Below are 25857 nucleotides of genomic sequence, written 5' to 3' on the forward strand. Positions count from 1 at the left end.
TGAGAGCGGGCTTAAATGCTGAGCCCGCCGTCGCCTCCCTGGGCTTTATGAATCGCGTAGAGGAGTTCCTCGCGGCTGACTCCGTCATGGACGGGAATGCCAAGTGAAATGGCCAAGGCCATCAGCTGATCGAGGGACTCTTCATTTCCGGACGAGGGTTCGGATTCTGTTGGTGTCGTTGCCATGAGGCGTCTCCTCAGCCAAAGGGCCCGAAGGGCCCATTCGGTTCATCGTAAGAGGAAACAGGCGGGAGGAAAATCCTCAAAGATATGCAGGTGTCCAGGGCATCTGCGGCCCCTCCGGGGCTGACGTGTCGGTGGGCTGACGTGTCGGTGGTTAGCAGAGGGCCCCTCCGGGGCTGACGTGTCGGTGGGCTGACGTGTCGGTGGCTGGCAGAGGCCCCTCCGGGGCTGACGTGTCGGTGGGCTGACGTGTCGGTGGCTGGCAGAGGCCCCTCCGGGGCTGACGTGTCGGTGGGCTGACGTGTCGGTGGGCTGACGTGTCGGTGGCTGGCAGAGGCCCCTCCGGGGCTGACGTGTCGGTGGGCTGACTTGTCGACGGCTGTCGGTGGTTTGCATGTCCGGAGCTGGCGCGTGTTACCGCTCAAAGGTACAGGTGTCCATAGGCGGTTGCGCTGGCTCCTCGGGGGCTGTCGTGTCCGGAGCCGGTGTGTCGGGAATCGGGTCCACGGGTTTTGGATCCTCGGGTTTCGGATCCTCCGGCTTGGGTTCATCAGGAACGACTTCGGGAACAAACTTATCCTTCGCCGTCAGCAGAAGCTTTTGAACATCGACGACGCCTTTGGACAAGACATCATCTTTGCTTAAAAGCGCCCCGCCTGTGGCTTTCGTCAGAAGCGGATAAATCTGATCATAGCTGAAGCGTTTCGTTTTGGATTGGCGAACACCGCTGAGCACGAGAGCATAACTGCCCGCTGCAATCGGCGCCGCCATCGATGTTCCTGACATGTTGCGGTAAGTACCGCCCGGGTAGGTGGAGAGCGTCCGACTGCCAGGAGCCGCGATATCAACGCCGTACCCGCGATTCGAAAAGCCGGTCAGCTGATTTTTCGAATTGGTCGCCGCGACGGTGACGACATTGTCATAACTTCCTGGAAAGGAATAGACGTAACCCTTCAGCTTCTTCTGCGTATCCTCGTCCACAACTTCGTAGTATTTTCCAAGCCGATACGAGCTATTTCCGGCCGAAGCGAAGACGAGCACATTTTTGGATTTGGCCAGTTCATAGAGACTGCTGCGGTGCTGGTCCCTCGCACTTTTGAAAAAGCGGGTGCCACCGAGCGAAAGGTTGATGATGTCCGCGCCCTTGGCGATGGCCCATTCCACACCCCGTTCGATCGTCAGAGTGCTGCCTTTTCCATTGCTGCCGAGCACGCGCACCGGCATGATCTTAATCGGAGCACAGGCGCCCACACCCGCCATGCCTTTTGCATTGCGTGCGGTCGCTGCGATCAGTCCTGCCACATGCGTGCCGTGCCCGCGCGGATCATCCCACTTGTCATCGGGGGCGTTGCGGCTGCCTTTGCCGACAAAATTCGCGCCAATGACTTTTCCCTTGGAATCGCGCAGAAAGCTATCGACCAGATCTGGGTGATCCATGTCCACACCGGTGTCCACGACCGCGACGATCACGGGTTGAGCGCTGCTGGCTGCGAGAGCCTTGCAAGCCTCATCGCGGTGGATGGTGTTAAGGTAATATTGCTTGCTCCGCAAGGGGTCACTCCCCACGGCATCCTCCTCTTCAGTGGAGGTGATGACCGCTTCAGCTTCCACTTCCTTGATACCGCTCATCTCCTCAAAGATCGTGAGAGTTTTTTGCAGCTTTTCGGTGTCCATGGAGCAGTTATCAAATTGCACGTGATAAGTCATGCGAAGGTCAGCGACCGGATTTTCAAAGGACAGGGCCTCCACGCTGGAGACCTGGCAGCCGATCTGCGTGCCGACTTCCTCGCTTTTTGTCCTGAGATGCGGCAGCCTCTCGGCTTCCGGAATACAGCTATCGAGGACAACTTTGAAACTGCCCGGGACGGCTTCCTCTGGAATACCGCGGTGCCTGTGATTCTGGTCCTTTGGCTGGCAGCTGGCGGCTGCAAGGGTCATGAAAAGCAATGGTGCCAAGGTTTTGAGGTGCCCCATAGAAATCTCCACAGCAAGAGTCAACAGCAACCCGGAAGGGGACTCTGCTATTTATCCCTAGGTGGCTTATGCAGGCTGAAATGGAAGTGCGCATGAAGTGCGAGTCAGCAGGGTGCCAAACCCTCATTCCGCCAATGTTATCAGACGCAACCCATGTCCACCGTGGTCTGGACATTAGTCGCTTAATGGTGTTACCCTTGGCACCTTTTCGGAACACATCCTTGAGAGTGGGCACATGAAAGCGGCAGGTCAACGACTCCTGATTGTGGAAGACGAAGCAGCTGTCTTGCAAAACTACCTGGAATTCGGCAAGGCAGCCGGGTTTGAAACACGCGGCGCACTGGACTTTGAAAGCGCGCGGGAACTCTTGCAGAAGAGCGCGTTCGATATCATGCTGGTCGATGTCCACTTATCCCAGCGGCTCGCTGGCGCTGAGGGGCTTGAGCTTATCAAGTTGGCTCATCAGGAGTCGCCGCAGATCCTCCCGATTGCGACCTCGTCCGATCCGAGCCTCGATATTTATCAACAGGCGCTGAAGAACGGTGCCTACGGGTTTTTACGTAAGCCGCTTTTGAGTGCAGAAGATCTCAAGATCGCCATCGTAAATGCCATGCAGAATCGCAACCAGCAGGCCAACCTGGATGGTTTGCGGCGTGGGCATCCGACCTATGCGGATCTGCAGGCCGAGGACGGGATCGTGCTCGCCGCGAATTTTCGGGAGATTGCCCGCAAGGTGGCGCGCAGTCGGAGCCTGCCGGTCGTGATTTATGGCGAGACAGGCACAGGAAAAGAAGAATTCGCGCGGCTCATTCACAAGCATCGGCGGGAGGCGGAAGGGGAGATTCCCTTTGTGGCGGTGAACTGCGCAACGCTGAATAGCAGCATGGCTCTGTCGATGCTCTTTGGACATCGCAAAGGAGCCTTCACGGGCGCGACGGCGAATTATCTTGGCTACATCGGGGAAGCGGACGGCGGCATCCTGTTTATGGATGAGATTCATACCCTGGAGAAGGACTGCCAGCAAAAACTCCTGCGCACGCTGAATGATGGTTCGTATGAACCTCTGGGCTCCACCAAGGTTCAATATTCCCGCTTTCAGCTGATCGCCGCGAGCACCAAGGACCTCGACGCCGCGACCGAACGCGATGAGTTCCTGCTCGACCTCCGAATGCGCATCACCGGGCTTGATATCGCGCTGCCGCCCCTGCGCGACCGCCTCGATGAAATGCCCCAGCTGGTGCGTCTGTTCTTTGCCCGGGAAAATATTCCGGTTCCGGAACAGGAACTGCAAAACATCATCGAACGCTGTCGCGGTTACTACTGGCAAGGCAATATCCGCCAGCTCTATCGAGCTCTGCAATCCCTTGTCGTGATGAGCTCCTATAACGTCGAAGAGATCACAGCCCGTAACCTGCCGGTGTTCAAAACCATGCTGGCGCCTGGACAGCAGACAGCTGAAACTTCCTTTGTCAACAAAAGCTCACTCGTTTCTTCTGATATGATTCGTCAGGTCATGCGCGCTCTCACCGAGGACGTGCCACTCGATCAGGCACTCGAAGATTACGAAAGAATTGTAATAAATTGTGCCTTGACACGTCATACGACTGTAAACGATGCTGTTCGCGCCCTGGGGGTTTCACGCAGTTCATTGGCAGCCAAAAGGCAAAAATATGGCCTGCAGGAAAATCCTCGGCGTCTGAATGGAAATCCATTTTTCCAAGGGAGCTCCAAGTATGATTTGTAAAAAACTGTTCATGGCTGTGGGTCTTGTGGGATTGGCGACTCAGGTGCACGCCAGGCCCGATGAAGCGGTGGTTGTTGTTCCTCTCTGTGTACCTGGCCTGCCTGATTGTGATATACAATCTGTAGTCGGCCTGATGGCCGCGACCGGTTGCAATAAGCACGAGCAGGGCAGTCCTGCTGCGCTTGAGGCCGTGCTACATGGAACAACAGGAACAGGAATCGAGCAGCCTTGCAAAGCCCAAGCCGAGGCCACGGCCGACAAAAAATAATTCTTTGGACTGGGATCACGCTGGCCCTGGTCAGCGTTGCGACTTTTTTCGGCCGCGAATGGCTGGTGGGCGGACAGCCCTCCCTTCCCGCGCTGAAGGTTGATTATCCTGATGATCCGATTCGGACCAGCGCGTGGGACCCTGCGCGTACGCAAATGGATTTTGAGTCCAGTATGGTGCAGGCCCTCTACAGTCCGCTGCTGGAACTGGATGCCAATGCGCAGTTGAAGTCGGGCTGGGCCGAAAGCTTCAGCTGGAAGGATCCGCACACCATGGTGTTGACCCTGCGGCGTGAACATCGTCGGGCGGATGGGCAGTTTATCACGGCCGCTGATGCCGCGCTTTCCTTGAAACGTGCGGCCTTTCTGCAGCAGGATGCGGACGGATTTTACGTCGAACAATTCTGTCACACGAAGCGTTTGAAAAGCATCCAGGACGCCTGTCCTGGCCTTAAGGCGGATGGTCAGGTGCTGACCATTCAAACCCGCGATCCTCTGGCGATCCTGCCACAGCTTCTGACGGCGGTGGATACCAGCATCGTGCCGCAGGCTGCCCTCGCGCCCGATGGCGTGACGATCCAGAATCATGCCGCCGGTTCCGGTCCCTATACCCTGGATAACCAGGATCTGGCGCGCACCATTCTGCGAGCCAATCCCTATCACTTTAATTACAAGCCGGACATGCCCCAGGAAGTTCATCTGATTCCCGGGCTGAATGCCAGTCCTGAAAGCCTGACCGAGGATTTTCTGACCAACAGGATTGACCATGCCGCGCGGTTTTCGGCCTTGAATCCCTTTGAATTTCGAACGCTCGCCGAAAACCTTGGTGATCAGGTCAACACCATCACGACCCTGCCGATGGGCGTGGGTCTTCTCCTTTTCACTCCGGAAGGACGCAAGCGGCATACGGTCGAGGCACGTCGGCAGATCATCCTGCGCCTGCAGGGAGCCACACGCCTCTGCCTCGCCTCAGCCAGGCAGGATCATGTGCGGCGCCCGACGCACGTCCTGATTCCACCCTCCGGCGTCGGCATGCTCACACCGGCCGAGGAAGCGTCGTTGGAAACGGCGCGCAAGAATCATCGCATCACGATTCTGAGCCGGGAAGTGCGTATCCGCTTTCCCAATTATATAAGCGAGCAGCTCGTGCCTTGCCTGAAGCGGCGGCTCCTGCGTTGGCCGGTGGTCTTTGCCTCCAAGCCGGACGCTCCGGTCGATCTGCGCTTTAAAAGTTATGACCTTTCCACCTATGAGGAAGTGGGAACCATCCGCACGATGCTGGTCACCGGGCTGCTCGATGCCGGCGGCGTGAGTCCCGATGTCTGGATTCGCCGGTATGTGACCGAGCAGGACACCCAGAAGCGCGTGGCCCTTCTGAAGGAAGCTCATCTGCGATCCATTTGGACCAATCCCGCGGTGATTCCCCTTTGGAACTATGATACGGGTGCTTTGATCCGGAAGCCCTGGGTCATGAATTTTTCCCCCTTGAGCATCGCCAATCCCTTTCATCTGATCCGTTATGCTGAGTGATCCTGAAGATCTTGAACTGAGACCGCTCCTGCGTCGTCTGTTTTATCGGGGCCTTTTGGCCCTTGGCTTTTTTATGATGGTGGCGATGCTGCTGAGCATGGGCATTCGCAACCATTTGCAACGGCAGTTTGCGAAGCATCTGAGTCAGACCGTGCGCAATGATCTCTTGATCGGCAACAACGCCACGGTGCTCAAGATCCTGAAGCAGAATATCGGGGAAAACTTTTCCGAGATATCCTTCCGCAGTGGAACCCGAACGCTCTTCGTACTCGGTGCGGAAACCGGCAATGAGCCGCCCGCCCTGAGTGCGTCCATCGAAATTCCCATTTGTCTCCGAGCCGATCAACAGAACTGCTTCGCGTTCCTTGTTTACCGTTATTCCTTGCTGCACTACTTTCCTTACGTGTTCCTTGTCGGGCTCGTCGCTCTCCTGATTTTTTTTCTTGTCTTTTGGGTGTTCCGCCAGCATGTGGCGACCTATTATCGCGAGCAGTTAAAACATCATAAGGAGGCGGCCCTTGGGCGGCTCAGTGCGCGCATATGCCATGATCTGAAACTCCCGGCCATGATTTTTCAGCGCGTGGCCTACGTCGAGGACCCGGCTCAGTTTCTGGAACTTCGTCCCCAGCTGCAGAGCCATCTGCAAAGGCTCTACGCCATGATCGAGAAGTTGAAGAAAGCGGAACTGGAAGGCCTGATCCGCATGGAATCGCATACGCTGACGGCCGAGGATCTGCAGAATTTTCTGGCCTCGATTGCCCCGACTCCCACGCAACTGCAGCTCGACATGCCGCCCTCGCTGCAGCTTTATCTGGACCTTGATAAATTTGAACGTTCCCTGGCCAACCTTGTCCTGAACGCCTTTCAGGCCGGAGCCAATGAGGTGAAGGTCAGGCTTCAGGATCAAGGGCAGGATCTGATCGTTGATGTGGGAAACGATGGACCTGAAATGCCGGCGGAGCAGGTGCAGGTCTTCCGCCGGCATGAATCCCAGCCGCAGCATGGACTGGGCCTCAGCATCGTCCGTGACACGGTGCGCGCGCATGGAGGGCGTGTGGATGTGAGCTCCAGCGCGGAGGGCACGCGCTTTATGCTGATTTTCCCCAACGCGGTCATCGCTGCTCAAAAAAGCGAAACGCGGCCTGGCCCGGTGGCTCCGATCGTGCGTTTGAACCAGTCCCATTCCCCTTTGATCTGGCTGGACGATGAGCTGAAGGCCGTGGCCGCGCAGCATGTGTCCCAGGCCGAGCTGGATCCTTTCGAATTGAGTGCCGATCCGGAGGCCCTGCCCCAGGCTGAACTCATCATCAGCCGGAATGAACAGGTGATCGACCGCGCCATCCAACTTGCGCTTCCCATTATCATGGCCCAGGCCCCCGATGATGGTGCCTGGATTCAGGCGTTCCAATCGCGCCTGCGTCTTCTCAAGCGGCGACAGGCCATGTCCATACCTCTGAACGGATATGTCCCCGTGTCTGGACAAAATTCCTAGAGTCGTATCCATCAGGAGGCGGAGGGGTGCTGCCCCACCGTTGAATTTCTGCGGAAGTTTGCCTGGTATTGATCTTGCTCTCCAAAGGGCCAACGCAATTGGAGAAAGGAATTCACATGACAGCATTTCGTATGGCAGCCCTGGCTCTGGGTCTCTTCGGGCTTTCCGCTCAGCTCGAGGCGGTGCAGTTTCCTCCAACACCCATGTGTCCCATGGTTTATCAGCCGGCTGTTTGCAGCTATGAAGAGTATTCGGCTGAGGGCAGCAACACGTGTTTTGCCCGGATCGCTTTGAAAAAGAAGCTGACCATCGCGGGAGTGGACTATGATCCGGCGCTGATTCGTTGCTCGGTGACTCAGGCCCTGATGAAGCGTTCCGAGCCGGCCTGTGGCATTGTCCCGACGACCACGTCCTGTTCGGTGACGGTGGAGGATCAGGTCTGGGCGCAGTCGGCGGAGAGCTGTGCGAGCCCCATTCCGGGTCTCCGGCAGCAGCTGGTGGAGGCCGGGATCGAGGATACCGAAGGCTTAACGGCGGTTTGTTACAGGAGCCAGCTGACGGGCACGACGGAATTTACGGTCGCGCTTTAAGAGGGAAAGAGGCGCTCCGGATCGCGCGACCTGAGCGCCGCTCTCTTTAGAGTTCCAGTTTGCCACTGGGCCAGGCTCTTGGGGAAGAGTTCCTCCCCGGCAGCCCAGGCAGGAACGGCCGTGACCATCAGATTGAAAAGAATTGAAGACGTGAGCCGTTGTTTCATTTTTTCGACTCCTGGTCGATTCAGGTTGAAAGCCTTTTCCCAAACAATATTCAGACCATATTCCGTGATAGGGTTTGGAAAATTTCTTCCTCAAAAATCAGACTTGAATTGGCCAGCCAGCTCTCCACTTTGCGCGCGGAACCGTGGTAGCACTGAGTCCCATCACAAGGAGGACGTTTTATGAAATTTTTCAATGCCATTCTTTTCAGTCTCATCAGTGTCACCAGCGCCGCTCAAGGTGCTGAAATCTTCCCAACCGAAAACCTTGGCTGCACCAAGGACCTTAATCCCTGGGGCAAACCCAGCCGCTGTTTCTGCCCCGTCGAAAGTCGTTATGATGCAAGACTTGGTTCCTGCGTGATCGGTGAGTATGAGTCGATCACGGTCAGCGGTCAGGTCGTGACAGGAATCGTGGCCATCGGTGGCGAAACCACCGGCATCGCTCTGCGGACCTTTGAAAACCCGGATGTCAGCTATGAGCTGGTTGTCACCCGCGAGGACCGCAGGATATTGTCGCGGCTCAATGGTCTGCCTTTTGAAGTGGAAGGCGATTTCATTGAATTGCCAGGTTTGGAAACAGGCGCCCGTCCTGCCATTATCGTGAAAGAACTGCGCTGGCTGGATTGAGGATGCGGATGTCCCTGCTGCCCGTCATGTGGCGGACAGCGGGGCCGCCGGTCCGCTTAATCAGGAACCACAAAATTCTGCACGGGGTTATTCACTTTGAACGGGAATCCTCGCGGCAGACCCACCTCCTCCCAGCGATAGAAGATCGCCTTGCCATCGGGAACATAAGCATCACAGGTGTCCGGCTTGATCCTGACGAGATTCAGTTGGGGCGGATAGGATTCCAGCGTGTAAACCTCAAAATCACTTTTTTGGGTGCAGCCTGCAGTGTACACAAAATAGGTGATGCCCTTGCTGCTCACCCGCAATCCGAGCAGGGGCTCCTGCCTGGGGGGCTGCAAATCAGCCATGGCTGAGGAAAAGGGCAGCAGCAGCGCGCCGAGAACGGTTGATACGAATTTCATAGAAACTCCTTAGGGTAGATCGTAAACGCCAACAACCTTCGCAGCCCATGGACAGAAGCTTTTCACCGTGCTTAGCCATTCCGCCTTGTTGGCTTCAACATAGGAAGGGCGGCCGTCGCAGAGCTCAATCGTAAGGCTTTCAAAGGTGAGAGAATCAGGAACGGCATGAAAAGTCCAGGAGCCACTGCAGGACGCGCCATCGGCCAGGGTCATCATCGGGACCAGCGTACCGCCGTTGGTGAGAAGGCCTTTCGCGTCGCTTATCGCTGATGCCGATGTGGTATAAACCCAGAACTCCTCGCCCACGATATCAAACTGAATCATGGCCCCTTCAGGGCGCGGGATATAGCCCTCGGATTCGGCGACACAGCTGTTGCTGAAAATCTCGGCGGGACCCTTGCCCGGGGGATCGGCGCAAACAGGAGCATAGATCAAGGGACAGGCCTGGCTCGTGCCGGTCGCGGCCAGGCCGGTGATCATCCAGAGGATGAACGGTTTCATGATAGTGTCCTCCATGACAAACAATCCGACTTGTCGAATTGGCAAGTCTGGTTGCGTTCTGTGTCTATCAGAGAGCAAATACGGGGCCAAAAGGTTTGGATGGTGGGATGAGGAGACGGCGGGAGTTAAGTCCTTGCAAAAAATTCAATACGGGGTTTGACTGGGCAGCCGTCAAAGGCAGCCCTTGTGCAGGAATATGGAGGGATGTCCAGGTTTCTGGAAGCTCTAGCGACAGGTGAAGGAAGAATCCAGGTTGGGATCACCCTTGCCATCCCATCGTGCTCTTTGCGGATAAGGACAGAGAGGTCGGGTTCGGCGCACGGGTTTTTTCGGATCATCATCCACGAATTGCGTGGCGATCAGAGCCTCGGGCGCGCGGCCTTTTTCCACCCAATCCATCAGGGCCAGCAGCGCATCATGAGCCGGATCCTCCGGGGCACCTTGATTATCCACGGTGCCGTTGAAAATTTGCGGACCGGATCCGGTTAAACAATGACCCATGCCCGACACCATGAAGAGCCGGTAAAAATCCTGAGCCTGTGGATATTTCTTTAAAACCTTCGTGTAATAGTCGATCGAATGTTGTGCAGGGACGGCCGCATCCGCCCAGCCGTGATAGTGAAGGATCTTATAACGCTTGCGTGATAACGTATCCCGATCGGCATTTAGAATCGACGCCAGTTCGCGATCCGCTTTCGCCACAGCCTCCTGGACGGAAATTTGGAGAACATCCAGCTTTGCGTTCTGATAAACCATCGGTCCAAAGAAAGCATAGGAAAGACTGTTCGCCAAAGGTTCCGGCGCACCCCACATGGTCGGGCCGGTAAACCAGGTGGGCCATTGAAAGGGTCCGTCTTCAAAACCCTGGGTGTAACGGAAACCGTGAACGCCTTGGGGGCCATCGTAAATCGCCTGCACGGCCGCCATCTGCTGTTTTGAAAAACAAGGCTTGGGACCTGGGCACATAAGGCCTTTGAAATTCGGTTCACAGGACGCCATCGGATCGACGATGCCATCCTTCAATCCATCGGCGGCATCACACTGCTTCAGAGACTCAAGGCGGAGCGCCTGAATATGCGCGGGCTGCAGTTTATCCGGCAGGCGGTCGAGCACTTGCCGGACATGCAGAAGTGCGGTGAAACCATGCGTCCACCGCAGAGCCGGGGCACCTGCAAGAATACCGTGGAAGTCCTCGGGATAACGCTGCGCTTCCATCAGACCTTCACGGCCTCCATCGGAGCAGCCGGTCATATAACGAAAAACCGCGGGTTTTCCATAAAATTTTTGAACGACGGTTTGCGCCAGCTGATTGGTTTCATGCACAGCCCGATGACCGAAATCCACGATTTTTTCGGGATGACCGATGGACCAGCGGGTGTCGTCATCATAACCCTTGTGACCATTATCCGTTCCAGCGACGGCAAAGCCACGTTTCAGATAATGAACCAGGCTATGATGATGAATGGTGCCGGCAAATCCTCCATTCCCGACCTGAAGGTAGCGGCCATTCCAGTTTGTTTCCGGCAGCCAGACCTCCATACCAATGTCGGAGTCTGGCCTGGGCCGGTGCTGGATTCGCACGCGACAGAAGCGCGGCAGATCCTTGAAGGTTGTTTCACTACGAAAGGTGGCTTCGCTGGCCGGAATGGTGAGAACCCCCTGCGTGATGCTCTCCAGCCTGGCGTCCGGAAAACCCTTGTGCAGGGGTTCGCAGACCTGGGAATAGCCAACGGGAGTGAGACTGACGAGCAGGAGGAAAGAGGCAAGAGCACGCATCGGGCACCTCGTGTGTGGGTGGGGACGATGTTTGCTCTTATAACAAGTTCAAGGTCCGTGCGCAAATCAACGGCGACTGCCGAGCAGCCGCATCAAACTCAGGAAGAGTCCAATAAAGTTCATATACATATTCAAAGCCGCGCTGTTCACAAAGATTTCAATTTCATCATCATGCGCCGATTGCTGCGCCAGCTTCCAGGCCACGGTACGCAGTTTTTGAGATTCATAGGCGATGAGAGCCGAGAAAAGTACAGCCCCAATCACAGCGTGCAATTTGATGGCAGCGTCCATGTAGGGCTGCAGCGCGGGTACAAAGGAGGCGAGAAGAATACCCAAACCATAGAGCATGAGCATGATCAAAGCCGAGAGGGCAAAGGTTCCAATGGGGCCCAGGTCGCGCTGGGTGGTTTTCCCATAGATCGCAAGACCGGCAAACGAGGCGCCGGAAAGTCCGGCGACCATCAGGATGGAATCCAGAGTGTACAGCAATCCGATCAAGCCGAGAGTCAAACCGGTCACCACCGAATATACGGCAAAGAGGGCCCGGGTCAGCGCCGGCTTCATGCTGAAGACCGAACCCTGAAAGGCAATCACAGTCAAAAGCTGGGTGCCAAAAATCCCAAGGGTCAGACCGCGACCCATGTTGATAAGGCCGCTCAGGAGCAGGCCGGATTGCAGAGAAACGTAGCCGACCACGGCCGAGGCCAGAACGGCGAGGATCATGCGGGTGTAAACGTCCGCAATAAATTTGGTGGCCTTGGCTTTGGCGATGTCCGTCTGGGTAATCGTAATGGCTGTCATGGCATGGGATTCCTTGATGATAAAGGGATGTTAACCTACCAAGGACGTCCCATGACTCGCAATATTGCAGGGAATTACACCACGGCTTCGGAGGACGATTCCGGCAGGGCCTCGACGGGATCCTTCTGGCGCCAGGGAGCAAAGCGTCCCAGCATCATCATGCCAGGAACGGCGACGACCGTGCAGAAGGTAAAGAACCAAAACCAGCCCATGCTGCTCGCTAAAAAACCGGTGGCGGAGCTGAGCAGAACGCGTGGAACGCCCATGAGGCTTGAGAGCAGCGCGTACTGGGTAGCCGTAAAACGCTTATTCGCCAGGCTCGCCATGAAGGCCACGAAAGCCGCCGTCCCCATTCCGGACGCCAGATTTTCAAAGGAAATGACAGCACCGAGCATCACAAGGTCATGACCGCGTGAGGCGAGAATCGCAAAACCCGCGGTGGACACCATCTGCAGAAAACCAAAGAGCCAGAGCGCGCGGTTGATGCCGATCTTCAGGAGCACGACACCACCCACGAAACTGCCGAGCAGAGTGGCCCAAAAACCGAAGAGTTTGACGATCGCACCGATTTCCGTCTTGCTGAAGCCGAGATCCAGGTAGAAGGGCGTTGTGAGCGCAGCAGCGAGATTATCACCGACCTTATAGAGAAGAATGAAGCAGAGCATCAGCCAGGCCTGGTCACGCGAGAAGTACTCACGAAAAGGCTCCACCACGGATTCGCGCAGGGTGCGGGGTGGGGTTTCGGTGACCACAGGTTCGGGCGAGAAAAAGGTCGCGATAATCGCGGGAATGAGACAGGCGCCCATGATAAAGAACACCACCGGCCAGGCGAGGATGTCGGCCAGGATCAAGCCGCCGCCGCTGACCGCCAGCATGCCGAGGCGGTAACCATAAATATAATAGGACGAACCGAGGCCCAATTCCGCGGTCGTGAGATCCTCGCGCCGGTAGGCATCGATCACGATATCCTGACTCGCACTGAAAAAGGTAACGAGAAAGGCCATGCCCACGAAGGCCCAAAGTCCGAAGTCGCCCTGGGCGGGATTCGTGAGCCCCATGCCCCAGATGGCCAGCATCAGCAGCACCTGGGTCGCGATGATCCAGCCACGCCGCCGACCGAGAAAGGGCAGGGCATAGCGGTCAAACAGAGGAGCCCAGACAAATTTCAAGGTATAGGGCAGACCGACGAGCGACATGAGACCAATGTTCTCAAGGCTGACGGACGCGTCTTTCGCGCGAGCCTGCATGAGCGTAATGGTAATCAGAAGGGGAAGGCCGGAGGCCACACCCATGATGAATGCAGTCAGCAGGCGGCGATTGACGAGCTGGCGAAGGGTAAGCATGGAGCTGATCTCTTCAAAATTAACTGAAGTTCTTACTTTATCAAATGCCCCCCCGACCGTAAACCTGACTTCTTCGCCGCGGCCTGGTCCTGGTCAAGGATTTTGGAAGAACTGCGGATGCGACCTGAGACGAGTGGGAATGGAAAATTTCTTTTCCTCGTCCTGCACATGCTGGTCCACATCCCGTGCAATCTCCGCCCAGGGGATTGCGTCCAGCGAAGCCTGCGAACCCGCCAGGGTCCTGATCACCGCGTAACCATAAATCGTCATGGCCCAGCCCGGATGGCAACCAAAACTGGTTCGATCCGGACGTGAGGCCGTGAGAATGGTCATCCGGGGAAGAGCGGCGAGGGAGCTGGGGTTTTCCGCGGGATCGCTGGTCGTGGAAATGAAACCACCCGTATAGCAGCCCTGAAGAATGATATATTTTTTGGTGGCGCTGGCGCTCATCATCACCGCCGCCAGGGCGTCGGGCGTGAGATCCTGCAAAGCCTGGCAGCCTTCCTCCTCTTCATCCAGAACCAAAGCGGGAGCCTGGCTCAAGCAGAGTTCCTTATAACGCTCGCTGTTTTCTGCCGGCACCGGGGCGGCGCCATGCGAAGAAACATAAAGATAAAATTGATCCGGGTTCTGGTTGATCGAGGTCTGAATCGTGGCGAGGATGGCCTCACGCTTCGCCAGACGACAGTTTTGAATGAAAGGCTTGAGCGACTCGAACTGCTCCTTGTCGAGATGATATTCGACAAAGTCGGGGGCCGCAGCAAAACACGCGACCTCTTCGGGCTTGAGGCCTTTATCCACCAGAATCCGCTGCATGAAATACAGCTCCTGAATGAAATTCGCATTGCCCGAACTGCCGGCCACCAGAACAGCCTTGTAACCACGTCGCTCCTTGGACTCTGAAAACTTCAAAGGCGCGGTGATGGATTTCTTCTCATCCTTCAGCCAGGTGACCAGACCCTCGAATTTATCGGCGCCGTATTTCCGCAAAGGCTCCGGATTGCCCGGGGCCCGCAGGATAAAGGACGGATAGGAACCTCGCATACCAAAGGTGTCCATGACCTCGGGCCGATGCGAGACATCCACCTTGGCCACCAGATAGCGACCCTTTCCATCGCGGGCTGCGCGCTGAAGCGGACGCCTCAGGGTCTGGCAAGGCCCACACCAGTCCGCGTAAAATTCCAAAAGGAGCGGCTTGGAAAGAGGTGCCTTGAGGAGTTCCTGAGCGAAGGCAGGTTCCACCAGCAGGAGTTCACCTTCAGCGTTGGCCTGTTCCACTTCCGCCAGCGTGGCGACCGAACGGGTGGTGACACAGCCTGATAACAGGATCAGGAAAATGGAGAGGATGATGAATCGCACCGGTATCGCTCCTCGTAGGGTCCGCCTGGCCTGCGTTATGCGGCCTTTGCCGGGTTATAGTGGTTTTGCCCGGATTGGGCAATGGTTTCAGCGGCGCAGACGGCCGAAAAGTCATGCGAACCTGAATTTTTCGTTCTCGCCTTCGGCAGGCGATTCCTTTATGGTGAAAGGCGGTGTTCCCTGGGAGGCATGGCATGCGAGTTTTGCTGCTCTTTTGTTTCTTATTGTCAGGCTGTGGTCTGTTGGAATGGAAGGACCGGGCCCTGGACGCTCTGGTCGACCGGATTCCCACCGATATGGAAGAGGGACTGGGACAACAGATTCTGCCGACCGTCCTGCCGCCCGAAGCTGTTCTGCAGGATTCCTTGCTGCAGAGGCGCTTGCAAAACCTGCTGAATCCGCTCGTGACCCGCAATAAGATCAAGGAACCTTCCATCAAGATTTACATCAGCCGCGACAAGGAACTGAATGCCTTTGCCCTGCCCGGCGGCATTTTGATTTTCAATGCGGGCATGCTGATGGCTGCGGGCAGTCCCGAGGAAATCCTGGGCGTGGCCGCGCATGAGCTGGCGCATGTTACCGAAAAGCATGTGCTGAAATCCATGATTCAAAGCCTGAGCTTGGCGGCCATCGTCACCTATTTCCTGGGCGATGTGTCCGAACTGGGTGCCTATATTCTGCAGCAAAGCCAGGTGCTTTTGCAAAATGGTTTCACCCGAACGCAGGAGGCTGAGGCGGATCGCATCGGCTTTGATTACCTGGTGACAGCCGGAATCCATCCCCAGGGCATGACGCATTTCTTCCAAAGGCTTGAAAAGAAACGCTCCACCAGCACGGAAGACAGCAAACAACTCCAGCGCATGAGTGTTTTCTTGAGTACGCATCCTTTGACAGAGGAACGCATTCGCCAGGTGCAGGAACGCATGGCGGCTCTCACGAGTGAGCAAAAACAAAGGTTGAAACCCCAGGTCTTTGACCTTAAGGATTTTCAATCACGACTGAATCAATATCTTCAGTAGGAAGACAATTTCCGCGTATTTTGACCTTAATACCAGGCCCGCCCGGTAAATTCTTCCTCGATACCTTTTTTTCAAAACACCGAAAGCCCAGACAACCCTCAGTCTCTTCAACAGAGGTGTTTGATCTTGGCTCGAGGAATGAAAAAACTTCAAAGATTCCCTTCAGCTGTCGCGCGAATGCTGATCAGCTGCCTTTGGCTTTGCGGCTGGAGTCAGGTGTTCGCTGCTCCCGTCCTGGAGCTGAACGGCGACCGGATCGAGCAGCTGCAGCTGGGAACCTGGCTCAGCCTTTATCACGACCCGACCGCGCAGCTTTCCCTGGAGCAACTGACCCAAGCGCCCTATGCGGACGCCTTCATGCCGCAGACGCGCGGCATCATTTCCAAGGGCTATATGGCGAAGGGCGTATTCTGGGCCCGGCTCAGCATTCGGAATACGAGCGAGGCGCCTTTGCCTCTGCACATCGTTTCCCGCTATGCAACCCTTGATAAGCTGTCTCTTTATGAAGTGAAGGAGTCCTTTGAACCCATTACACTCTGGGTCCTCGGGGATCTGGTCCGGGCAAGTGAGAGACCCATACAACACCGGTTGCCCATCTTTCCTCTCGAGATCGAGCCGGGGCTGCATCACTACTATTTCAAAATGGAAACGACCAGTGCGGTGATCTTCGCGCTGGAAGCCTGGACGCCCAAGGCCTTTGTCGACTCTGAACTGGCGGAACAGTTGTTTTATGGCAGCATTCTGGGCATCTGCATTGTCATGTTTTTCTATAATCTTTTTGTCTATTTCAAGTTCTCCCAGCGAGCCTATCTGTTCTATTGCTCCTATATCTTCTCGTATCTCTGTTTCTTCGCTCTCTATAATGGGCTGGCGTCGATTTACGTCGCACCGGATGCGGTGGGCTCCTGGTGGATGCGCGATGGCATTTACGTTGTCATTGACTGCATCTCCTTAACGGCGGTGGCCTTTTCCATCGCCTTTTTGAATCTGAAGGATACTCATAAAAGGATCTTCCGCTTCTACCGAATCCTCCAGGGCCTCTGCCTTGTGAATATCGCCAACTGGCTCCTCTTCAGCTCCTCGTTTTTTGCCCTGCAATTTACCCTGGCCATGAGCTTTGGCCTCTCCTGCATCCTGATCGGTGTGGGCTTTTACCGCATGTTCCGTTTCCGACCCGCGCGGTTTTATGTCCTGGCCTGGACCTTCATCATGCTGGGCAATATCGTGACGCTTTTGGCCAATAACGCGGCGATTCCGTCGACCGGCTGGGTGCCCTGGCTGCAGCCCTTGGGTGCGGCAGCGGAACTCGTGCTTCTGTCGCTGGCTTTGGGGGAGAAATTCGCCCTGCTTCAGGCGGAAAGGGAAGCCAGTCTGCAGGAACAGCAGCGTCTGCAGGCGATCGCCTTTGAGGCTGAAAAAAGTTCACGGGAAGCCACGCAGCGGAGTCTTGATGAACAGAAGCGCTTGAATGAACAGAGGGATCAGCTGGTGGCCAACACCAGTCATGAACTGCGGACGCCTCTCAACGGTATGATGGGACTGGCTCAGGCCATTCAAAGGCGCGAACAGGGCAACCTTACTCCCGATTCCCTGCGGAGTCTGGATGGCATCATACGCAGCGGCCAAAGACTGGCCGCACTCCTGGGTGACCTTCTGGATTTCTCGCGCGGCGAACGCCAGGTGATGTCCCTTTATCCGGCCCCCACCAGCCTGAACGATCAAATCAATCTGGTCTTTGATATCCTCCGCCCCACACTGGGCGAGGATCCCATCGAGCTGGTCAACCTCGTGGGCGCCGACGATGTGATTGTTCACGCTGATCCCGATCGCCTGCAGCAGATCCTTTTCAACCTCGTCAGCAACGCGATCAAGTTCACCTCCAAGGGGAAAATCAAGGTTTCCGCCCTGGTTCAAGGGGATATCGTGACCGTGCGTGTGAGTGATTCCGGCAACGGAATCGATGCGGCGGACCATGAACGCATCTTTACCGCCTTCACGCAGGCCGATGGCGGCATCGCTCGACGTCACGGAGGGCTTGGCCTGGGTCTGGCCATCGTCAAGCAGATCGTGGAGGCCCATGGCGGGGTCGTGGGTGTGCAATCCGTTCCCAACTTCGGTAGCACGTTCTGGTTCACGCTGAGTCTGAATCAGGCGCCTGAGCCCTCCCTGTCACGCCCCGATCAGAAGCTTATGGTTGATCGCAAGGTCAGTTTTGAGTCGCAACTGGAATCCGCGCGGCGTGGAAATTCCGGGCTGGCACCGATAACAAAAATTTCGGGCTGGGCGGATCAGGATCAACTGCATGCCAGCCTCGATATTTTGATTGTGGATGATGAGCCGATGAACCGGCAGGTGCTGGAGGAAATCCTCCGCATGAGCGGTCATCGGACTCAGGGCGTTGGCGACGGACCGACAGCCCTCGATCTGATTCGCAACAAGAGCAAATTTGATGTCATCCTGCTCGATATCATGATGCCGGAGATGAGCGGCTACGATGTGCTGCGGCACCTCAGGCAGGAATATAACGAAGCGGAGTTGCCGGTGATCGTGCTCTCCGCCAAGGCTTTGGAAAAGGATCTCCTCGCCGCTTATGCGTTGGGCGCCAGCGACTATATCCTCAAGCCTTTCTCGGCCACCGAGGTGGATGCGCGTCTGCATCATCAGGCTCGACTCAAGGCGGCGATCGAAAAAAATCTACACATTCAAAACGAAAGCTTGCAGCTCCGCGACGCTTTAAAATCCGTGGAGGAACAGCTGCAGCATGCCGAACGCCTCGCTTCTATGGGCGCGGCAACAGCCGGCATTGCGCATGAATTGAGCAATCCGCTTCTGCATTTTAAAACGCTGATGGAGTGGCTCCGTCAGGGTATCGAATCATCCATGAACGCAGCCGAGCCGCAGGCCAAAATTCTGGGTTACTGCGATCTTGCGGATCGGACGGTGCAAACCATGCTCGGCATGACCGAATCCATCAAAGCGGTCATGCGCCATCAACCGCAGGACGCCGCGCGGTACGAGGTGGATCGGATCGTCGAGGATGTGGTCAACATTCTGCATCATAAACTCAAATACTTTCATTTCAGCAAGGACGTGGAGCCCGGGCTTTGGTTCAAAGGCCGGCGCAGCGATCTGGTGCAGGTGCTCATGAATCTCCTGAGCAATGCCGCGGATGCCGTCAAAGGGCGGAAGGATGATCGGATTCATCTGACGATTCGGCAGTCAGACCAGAAGCTGATCCTGAAAGTCGAGGACAGTGGTGCCGGCATCCCGACCATGATGCGTGAAAAAATCTTTGAACCCTTCTATACGACGAAGGACCTGGGACAGGGAACCGGTCTCGGACTGGCCGTGGTGAAGTCCATCACCCAAAGGCTGGATGCCGAACTGCAGATCACGGATAGCGAAAACTATGGCGGCGCGTCCTTTACCATTTCCATGCGTGCCGCCTGACAGGAGTCTCATGCAGGTTTTATGGACCATATTGATTCTGATCGGCCTGCACCCCGCGCTAGGGTTTGCCTCGCTGCTGGAGGAACCTGGGGTCGAACTGCAGTCGCTGCATGATCCTGGCCATGACCTCACGCCGGATAAAATTGTGGCTGAGATGGGGTCTCTGCCCTGGAAAGTCCATAAGAATCTGGCCCCCAACTTCGGCTATTACAATGGTTCGATCTGGCTCAAGCTGCGTCTCCCTCCGGAACTGATGACCAGGGGACCCCTGTTCCTGGAAATGCGGCATACGCTCATGGATGAGTTTCATGTCTATCAGTTTGTGGATCAACAATGGCAGGAACAGACGGCCGGCATTCGCATTCCCAGAGCCGACTGGCCGATGAATACGCACTTTCCCAGTTTTATTCTGAAGCCTTCACCCCAGGGTTTTTATTTGATGCGTATGCAATCGCAGGCTGCGTTGCAGGTGCCCTTGGCCTTGCGTGATGCCGCCGGTTTCGAAAAACAAAGGCTCTGGGACGTCGCGCTGCAGTCGCTGTACTATGGCGCTTTCGTGGCCATCGCCCTTTACAATTTTCTGGTCTGGACGTTCACGGGACTGCGTATCTACGGCTACTATGTGGGTTTTCTCGCCTGTTTCGCCATGTTTCAGCTCGCCTATAGCGGCGTCGGCTACGTTATCCTTTGGCCCGAGTTCCTGGAAGCGACCGGCCCCATCATGATCGCTGGAGTTTTGATCGGCGAGCTTTGTTCCAGCCTCTTCGCCACGCGTCTGCTCGATATCCAGGGGCGCGTGCCGCGCTGGTTCATGGGTTATCTCGCCGCCGTTTCCGTTCCGATCTTTCTTCTGGCCCTGCTCGACTTTCGCCGCTATTCCTACTGGGGCGTGATGATCTTTGCCATTGCACCCTGGATTCTGTTTTTGATTTGGACCGGCGTGGTCGGTATTCAGAGGCGGGAGCGGGTGGCCTACTGGTATGTGATGGCCTGGCTCTTTTTTATCGTGGGTTCCATGATTTCTCTGCTGCGCTCCGGCAGTCTCATTCCCAATAATGTGTTCACTCAGGGTGCCCAGCAGGTCGGTTCGGCGATTGAATTCATCCTCTTTTCCATGGCCCTGGCGGATCGGATCAAAACATTGCAGGAGAAGGTCCAGGCAGAGAGTATGCGCGCCCTCGAATCCGAGCGCATGGCACGGGAAGCGGATCAAAGGGCTCTTGCGGCCAGCCAGGTCGCACTCAAGGAACAAAAACACCTTGTGGCCCTGAAGGATCAGTTCCTGGCCAATACTTCACATGAGCTGCGCACGCCGCTCAACAGCATGATCGGTCTGTCGGAAAACATGCTGGCCCATCGCGAGATGGATCCACGCAATCGGGAGGATGTGCAGCATATCTGGACAGCCTCCAAGCGTCTTTATCAACTGGTCAGCAATATTCTGGATTTCTCCGCCCTGCAGAAGGATATGCTGACGGTGGAGCTGAGCGACATTAACCTGAAGCCCATCATCCGGAGGGTCCTGCAGCAGCTTGCCGATGATCTGGCGTTCAAAAAACTCGGTTGCGACATCAGTGGCATTCAAGCTGGTCCGCTCGGTATCCAGGGGGATCCCTCCCATGTGGCGACGGTGATTCATGGCATCGTTTCCAATGCCATCAAGTTTACGACGCAGGGTGAGATCGCCATCATCTGTCAGGAAAGGGATCAGATGATTCAGCTCGCCATCCGCGATACCGGCATCGGCATTCCTCCGGAACGGCTCAAAAACCTTGAAGCTCACTTTGTCCAGGCGGATGGAGGAGCAGGTCGCGGGCAGGGCGGCACCGGGCTCGGCCTCGCTCTGGCTTATGGTCTGGTGCGAAAGCTTCAGGGAAAAATGGAAATCCATTCGCAGGTCGGCGTGGGAACCACGGTGGTCCTGCAGTTCCTCAAAGCGCAGCATGAGGTTCTCGATGATGTCACGGAGCAGCAGGAACCGGCACGATTGCTGGCAGCGGCCGGTGATGGCCTGGTGCGGACCCCTGCGACGGTCGATAAAAACCGAGGTTCGTCGGCTGGCCGCCGTGCCCTGGCTCTGGCCCCGCAGCAGGAGAACGCCGCAGAAACTCCCGCGCATCCGCGCCTTTATCGGGTTCTGGTGGTCGATGATGATGCCATGAATCGAGCGGTGCTCCGGAACTTTCTGGAAGGACAGCCTTATCTCATCACGGAAGCCGCCACCGGGCCAGAGGCTCTCGAAATCTTTTATGCGGAAAACCATTTTGATGCGGTGCTGCTGGATGTGATGATGCCAGGAATGACTGGCTATGAAGTCTGTCGCCATTTGCGCCGGACGCATGATATTTCGCTGCTGCCGGTGATCATGCTGACCGCCAAACAGCAGGCCCAGGACATCGTTGCCGGTTTTGAATCCGGAGCGAATGACTATCTCCTGAAGCCGATCCATCGCGATGAACTGTTCGCCCGCATGAACACCCACCTGAAGGTTTCCAAGCGGTCGCTGGCGATGAAACGCTTCGTGCCGGAGGATATTATCGCGCTCCTGGGCTACCAGGACCTTGCGGATGTGAAGCTCGGTGATGCGGTGGAGCGGCGCCTCGCCATCACCTTTGCGGATATCCGCGGCTTTACCAGCGCCATGGAAACCATGCCGCCGGCGGACACCTTCAATTGGTTGAATCGTTGTTATTCCATCCTAGGACCGGAAATACGTCGGGCCCAGGGTTTTGTGGATAAGTACATCGGTGATGCGATCCTGGCTCTATTTCCGCAAGGCGCGGAAGGAGCGGTGGAGGCCGCCATTGCCATGCAGCGTGGTCTGGCGGTCAACAACGATTATTGGCTCGGGATGGGAATTCATATAGGACCCACGATGATCGGCACTCTGGGGGAACCGGAACGCTTTGAAGCCACCGTGCTGTCCGATGCGGTGAATGTCGCCGCACGAATTGAATCGATCAGCAAGGCCTTGGAAGTGCGGGTGATCGTGTCCGAAGAGCTGCGAGGCTCGTTGATCAATCCCAATCAATGGAACTGGCGTTACCTGGGACCCTTCCAGCTGCGCGGCCGCAGCATTCCCGTGACCCTTTACGAGCTCCTGGATGCCGAACCCCAGATGGCCCAACGCCGGATCACGCAGATCGACTTTGAAACCGCCGTCCAGCAGCTGATTGAAAATCGCGTGGTCGAAGCCCTTTTGCTGCTCGAATCGATCCTGAAGGTCGATCCCACGGATCCTGTCGCCAGGTATTTCTACGAACGAGCCCAGGCCTCCGTGGACAAACCACAGGACCTATCACTCGGTTTCCACGTGGCCGATCCTTCAAAATAGCTGCAAGGGCGCATTTTTTCGGAATTTTTTGATTTCCAGCTTGCCCCTTGCCTTTCGGCCTGGAAAAATGGGGGCACCCGATTCTACCCAAAATCTTTTGAGCCCATAGGGCGTCGCCTCGGGAGGGGCCGTTCGCATGTTTGATCATATGTTCAATCGTTCAACCGGGACCAGGCTGCTGATTTTGCTCGGGGTCATGATTGTGATGCTGGCCGTTTTTGAAGGTATCGTAAGCTATCACGATCGCAAGGTCTGCGAGAGGGCAGGGGGCGTCCACACCAGCATCGGCTGTGTGGACAACGCCATTTTCAGGGCCAGGTGACGGATCAAGCGAGCTTGGCGACCGGGCTCTTGCCACCCGTAACATTGTTATTCCGCAGGTTGATCTGGTAGTGGAATGAGAACCCGATGAGGACATGCGGCGCACCCTTGGTTTTGATGCGTTTGACCATGACCTCATCCACTTCCTGATCCAGAACAACCTTGAAGGTGCCGCCGAGGGATCGACAATAGTGGCGAACTGCGTCCATGCCAATACCACGACCGGATATCAAGGTGGTTTTTTCTGCGGTTGAAAAGCCGAGCTCGAAGATGGCCTCGACCATATCCTCGACCGTCGCCGATTCCGTTAAAAAGTCCTTTTCGAGACCAATCTGATAAACACGGGACAGGTTCAGGCCGCGACCGTCATCACGGTAGATGAAGGTGGCGTCCTTGGTCGGGCTGATGCTGACTTCCAGCGAGATTTCGCCGAACACCTTCTTGCCCGCGCGTTTCCGTTCCTCGGCTGTTTCGATGCCATGATCGACCGAGTTGCGGATCAGATGATGGAAGATATTCTGAGCGATATCCTCGATCTCATCACTGAGGATCATCAGTCTATTCGGATTCTGGATGTTGACCTGAGGCACCAGCTTGCCGGTATCCTTCGCCACCTTTTCCAGGGACGGCGTGATCAAATCGTGGAAGAACTCTTCCAGAAGACGGCCCTGTTTGGCCTTCTGCTGGTTGAAGAATCGCGCGAATTTATCATTGAAGACCGTATCATAGGACTTGATGAAGTCAAAGCACGCATAGGCCGCAACATAGAGCTTTTCCAGTTTCTCCGTGCGTGAATCCGAACCGTAGTCCTTGAGCAGGCCTTCCACATCGTGAACGGCGTCGGCGATCCGAGCGAAACCCAGGGAGCGGGCGTTGCCTTTGATGGTATGCCAGGTCCGGAACAGAATCGGATAGGCGGTATCCTTGTCATCGGCCAGACGCCGCAGGTTGACATCGACTTCGCGCCAGGCATTGATGGTCCGGTTGATGAACTTCTGCGTTTTTTCGATATCGTTGGCCAGGATTTCGAGCAGCATGGCCGCTTCGAGCTCTTTGCGCTGCGCCTTGGCCCGCAATTCCTTCAGTTCGGTGATGTCCCGCAGGGCCACCAGAACTTTTTCCACTTCGCCGTCGTCATTGGTGATGGCACCCCATTCCGCTTCCACATGCAGGGTTTTGCCTTCCTCCTGAATCTGGAATTCACGGACCAGACTGCCCTTGTTGGTTTCCCAACCGAAGTCAATGTCCTGGCCAAACGAGAAGGACAACGCGGTCATGACCTGTGAGATCTGGTTGGCCGAAAGGTTCGTGCGCGACAGGATCGCGTTCTGCAGACTCTGGCCGACCAAATCATTGCGGCCGATCATCTTCACAAGATAATCAGAAACTTCAGCGCCCAGGTTCATATCCGCCCGGAAGGTGAAGATACCCTGATGGATGTTGGCCAGGATCTCGCGGATATCGCGGGTTCTTTCCTTGACCTTGCCATCGAGAGTGCGGATGTTTTCTTCCTGCGTGGAGATCAATTCCGCCTGCAGCTTCTTCTTCTCTTCCGCTTCCTTCAGCATCTGCCGCTCCGCCTGGAGCTTTTGATACTTGATGAGGTTGATGCGGGCACCCAGAGCAAAGGAGAGGGAGATCATTTCCAGGTTGGCGCCGATCAGCTGGCTCCAGGTCGTGATGAAGTTGCGTTCGATCGCGCCGATGCCGGCCAGAATCACGAGACTGTTCCCGATAATAACGAAAGTCCAGGCCGCAGTGTAATAGACAGCAGGCTTATAGCCTTTGATGATCATGCGAATACCAGCGGCCAGCAGGATCACACCGCAAAAGAATGAACTGGCGATGGACAGGCTCAGCAGCTGAGGAATGCGGCCATGGAGGAACAGGAGATTGCTGGCGAAGTTCAGGGTGCAAAGGCTGCAAAAGCTCAGAAGTATCCAATAGAAGACCGGAGCTTCCTTCTTCAAATTCAAAAAGCCAATGGTGAAGAGACAGCCACCGATCGAGATGCCGTCGATCATGAGATAGAGGTCCCAGCCGGTCAAAGGCGCATCAGCCCAGGTATTAAAGGCGATATAAGGGAAAATACCGAAGTACGCCATCGCAAAGCAGAAGTAGGAGGCCACATAGATGATATAGAGACCGTAATTGCGATCGCCGGTTGTGACATAAAGGAAAAGGTTGTAGAGGAAAATGGTCAGAATACCGCCGAGCAGGAGGCCGACGATGATCAGCTCCTGCAGTTTGGTGTTCTTCAGCGATGTTTCCGTATAGAGCGTGAAGTCAAAGATAACACCGGATGTCGTCTCCATCTTCACGAGGAAGTGGTTGACCCCTGGATCCAGTTTCAATTCGTAAATGGGGTGGCGGTACTGGATGGGACGGTCCGAGAAGGGCAGCTTGTCACCGAGCAGCTGCTTGGAAATCACTTCACCGCTGTCCGTGATTTTCATCACAGTCAGGAAGTCGATCGCACTGTAGCCTGCTTCCATATAGACCTTCCGGGGACTGTCTTCCGGATTGGTGATACTGAAGTACCCCCAGTGTGGCCAGCGACGGTTGTATCCATAGGAAATGGTTTTCTTATCCCCATGGGATTCAAAAGCCTGGTCGAATTCCCCCGACATGATCCGGTCGGGGGTCATGACGCCTTCCTTGTCGGAGGCGGTCAGCATATAGGCACCGATGGCTTCCTGTTTCCGGAGAAATTCTTCCGTAAGGATCACCGAAGGGGCGGTCAAGGCTGACAGATTCTGGCTTGATAACAACATCAAGAGGAGCCACATCTTTGATAGTATTATTCTTTTGAGACCCATAAATCACCCTTCCTATTGTCCGTCCTTGTTCTATCGACAAAATCCACCTTGACGTGAATGGTTTTTCAGCAGAAGAAAACTTACTTACGTGTAAGAAGGAATGAGGCGGGCCAGTGGGGGATGGGGGGGCAGGTCACCCGGAGCCGCGCGATGGGGC

20 protein-coding genes are annotated in these 25857 nt (G+C 55.9%); 10 read left to right on the forward strand and 10 right to left on the reverse strand.

Annotated features, from left to right (window positions below; genetic code table 11):
• Positions 1-11 precede the first annotated feature (11 nt).
• Positions 12-185 carry a hypothetical protein gene (locus OLTU_RS31900; protein ID WP_176736599.1) on the reverse strand — a complete coding sequence of 58 codons (174 nt, stop codon included), beginning with the start codon at positions 183-185 and terminating at the stop codon, positions 12-14.
• 411 nt (positions 186-596) lie between these two features.
• The gene (locus OLTU_RS13545) at positions 597-2120 is read right to left on the reverse strand and encodes a S8 family peptidase (RefSeq protein WP_218110022.1); all 1524 of its coding nucleotides are present in this window, start codon (positions 2118-2120) and stop codon (positions 597-599) included.
• Between the two features lie 271 nt (positions 2121-2391).
• Between OLTU_RS13545 and OLTU_RS13550 the strand changes: the two genes are divergently transcribed.
• From OLTU_RS13550 to OLTU_RS13570, 5 genes are all read left to right on the forward strand, one after another.
• Entirely contained in the window at positions 2392-3900 is a 1509-nt protein-coding gene (locus tag OLTU_RS13550) for a sigma-54-dependent transcriptional regulator (RefSeq protein ID WP_141733302.1), read from the forward strand.
• On the forward strand, positions 3890-4168 hold the full coding sequence (locus OLTU_RS13555) for a hypothetical protein (RefSeq protein ID WP_141733303.1): 279 nt from the start codon (positions 3890-3892) through the stop codon (positions 4166-4168). Before OLTU_RS13550 ends, OLTU_RS13555 begins: the two co-directional genes overlap by 11 nt.
• Entirely contained in the window at positions 4129-5697 is a 1569-nt protein-coding gene (locus OLTU_RS13560; protein WP_141733304.1) for an ABC transporter substrate-binding protein, read from the forward strand. The genes OLTU_RS13555 and OLTU_RS13560 overlap by 40 nt, the downstream gene beginning before the upstream one ends.
• Positions 5687-7189: a sensor histidine kinase gene (locus tag OLTU_RS13565; RefSeq protein WP_141733305.1), complete on the forward strand. Its 1503-nt coding sequence runs from the start codon at positions 5687-5689 to the stop codon at positions 7187-7189. Before OLTU_RS13560 ends, OLTU_RS13565 begins: the two co-directional genes overlap by 11 nt.
• Positions 7190-7305: 116 nt before the next feature.
• Entirely contained in the window at positions 7306-7779 is a 474-nt protein-coding gene (locus tag OLTU_RS13570) for a hypothetical protein (RefSeq protein ID WP_141733306.1), read from the forward strand.
• Here the strand turns inward: OLTU_RS13570 and OLTU_RS31905 are convergent.
• Positions 7776-7946, reverse strand: coding sequence for a hypothetical protein (locus OLTU_RS31905; RefSeq protein WP_176736600.1), 171 nt, complete (start codon positions 7944-7946; stop codon positions 7776-7778). The two genes, OLTU_RS13570 and OLTU_RS31905, sit on opposite strands and share 4 nt — an antisense overlap.
• A gap of 180 nt (positions 7947-8126) precedes the next feature.
• Between OLTU_RS31905 and OLTU_RS13575 the strand changes: the two genes are divergently transcribed.
• Positions 8127-8573: a hypothetical protein gene (locus OLTU_RS13575; RefSeq protein ID WP_141733307.1), complete on the forward strand. Its 447-nt coding sequence runs from the start codon at positions 8127-8129 to the stop codon at positions 8571-8573.
• A 56-nt stretch (positions 8574-8629) separates the two neighbouring features.
• On the opposite strand, the gene OLTU_RS13580 is transcribed toward OLTU_RS13575, so the two are convergent.
• The 6 genes from OLTU_RS13580 to OLTU_RS13605 form a co-directional block, all read right to left on the reverse strand.
• Entirely contained in the window at positions 8630-8977 is a 348-nt protein-coding gene (locus tag OLTU_RS13580; RefSeq protein ID WP_141733308.1) for a hypothetical protein, read from the reverse strand.
• 9 nt (positions 8978-8986) lie between these two features.
• Complete coding sequence (locus OLTU_RS13585) at positions 8987-9478, reverse strand: BP74-related protein (RefSeq protein ID WP_141733309.1); 492 nt, start codon at positions 9476-9478, stop codon at positions 8987-8989.
• Positions 9479-9703: 225 nt separating this feature from the next.
• Complete coding sequence (locus OLTU_RS13590; protein WP_141733310.1) at positions 9704-11254, reverse strand: tannase/feruloyl esterase family alpha/beta hydrolase; 1551 nt, start codon at positions 11252-11254, stop codon at positions 9704-9706.
• Positions 11255-11320: 66 nt separating this feature from the next.
• Positions 11321-12055 (reverse strand): Bax inhibitor-1/YccA family protein, encoded by a 735-nt coding sequence (locus tag OLTU_RS13595; RefSeq protein ID WP_141733311.1) that lies wholly within the window; start codon positions 12053-12055, stop codon positions 11321-11323.
• A gap of 74 nt (positions 12056-12129) precedes the next feature.
• Positions 12130-13398: an AmpG family muropeptide MFS transporter gene (locus OLTU_RS13600; protein ID WP_141733312.1), complete on the reverse strand. Its 1269-nt coding sequence runs from the start codon at positions 13396-13398 to the stop codon at positions 12130-12132.
• 93 nt (positions 13399-13491) lie between these two features.
• Positions 13492-14757, reverse strand: coding sequence for a thioredoxin domain-containing protein (locus OLTU_RS13605; protein ID WP_176736601.1), 1266 nt, complete (start codon positions 14755-14757; stop codon positions 13492-13494).
• A gap of 194 nt (positions 14758-14951) precedes the next feature.
• Here OLTU_RS13605 and OLTU_RS13610 point away from each other — a divergent pair, with 194 nt between their 5' ends.
• The 4 genes from OLTU_RS13610 to OLTU_RS13625 all read left to right on the forward strand — a co-directional run bounded on the left by OLTU_RS13610 (position 14952) and on the right by OLTU_RS13625 (position 22882).
• Complete coding sequence (locus OLTU_RS13610; RefSeq protein ID WP_141733314.1) at positions 14952-15776, forward strand: M48 family metallopeptidase; 825 nt, start codon at positions 14952-14954, stop codon at positions 15774-15776.
• Between the two features lie 177 nt (positions 15777-15953).
• Complete coding sequence (locus tag OLTU_RS13615) at positions 15954-19226, forward strand: ATP-binding protein (protein WP_218110023.1); 3273 nt, start codon at positions 15954-15956, stop codon at positions 19224-19226.
• 10 nt (positions 19227-19236) lie between these two features.
• Positions 19237-22560: a 7TM diverse intracellular signaling domain-containing protein gene (locus OLTU_RS13620; RefSeq protein WP_176736602.1), complete on the forward strand. Its 3324-nt coding sequence runs from the start codon at positions 19237-19239 to the stop codon at positions 22558-22560.
• 136 nt (positions 22561-22696) lie between these two features.
• Positions 22697-22882: a hypothetical protein gene (locus OLTU_RS13625; protein ID WP_141733317.1), complete on the forward strand. Its 186-nt coding sequence runs from the start codon at positions 22697-22699 to the stop codon at positions 22880-22882.
• A gap of 4 nt (positions 22883-22886) precedes the next feature.
• Here OLTU_RS13625 and OLTU_RS13630 read toward each other — a convergent pair whose 3' ends face one another.
• The gene (locus tag OLTU_RS13630; RefSeq protein ID WP_176736603.1) at positions 22887-25655 is read right to left on the reverse strand and encodes a 7TM diverse intracellular signaling domain-containing protein; all 2769 of its coding nucleotides are present in this window, start codon (positions 25653-25655) and stop codon (positions 22887-22889) included.
• Between the last annotated feature and the right edge of the window lie 202 nt (positions 25656-25857).

Origin of the sequence: Oligoflexus tunisiensis, from assembly GCF_001748245.1 — a bacterium.
GTDB lineage: Bacteria > Bdellovibrionota_B > Oligoflexia > Oligoflexales > Oligoflexaceae > Oligoflexus > Oligoflexus tunisiensis.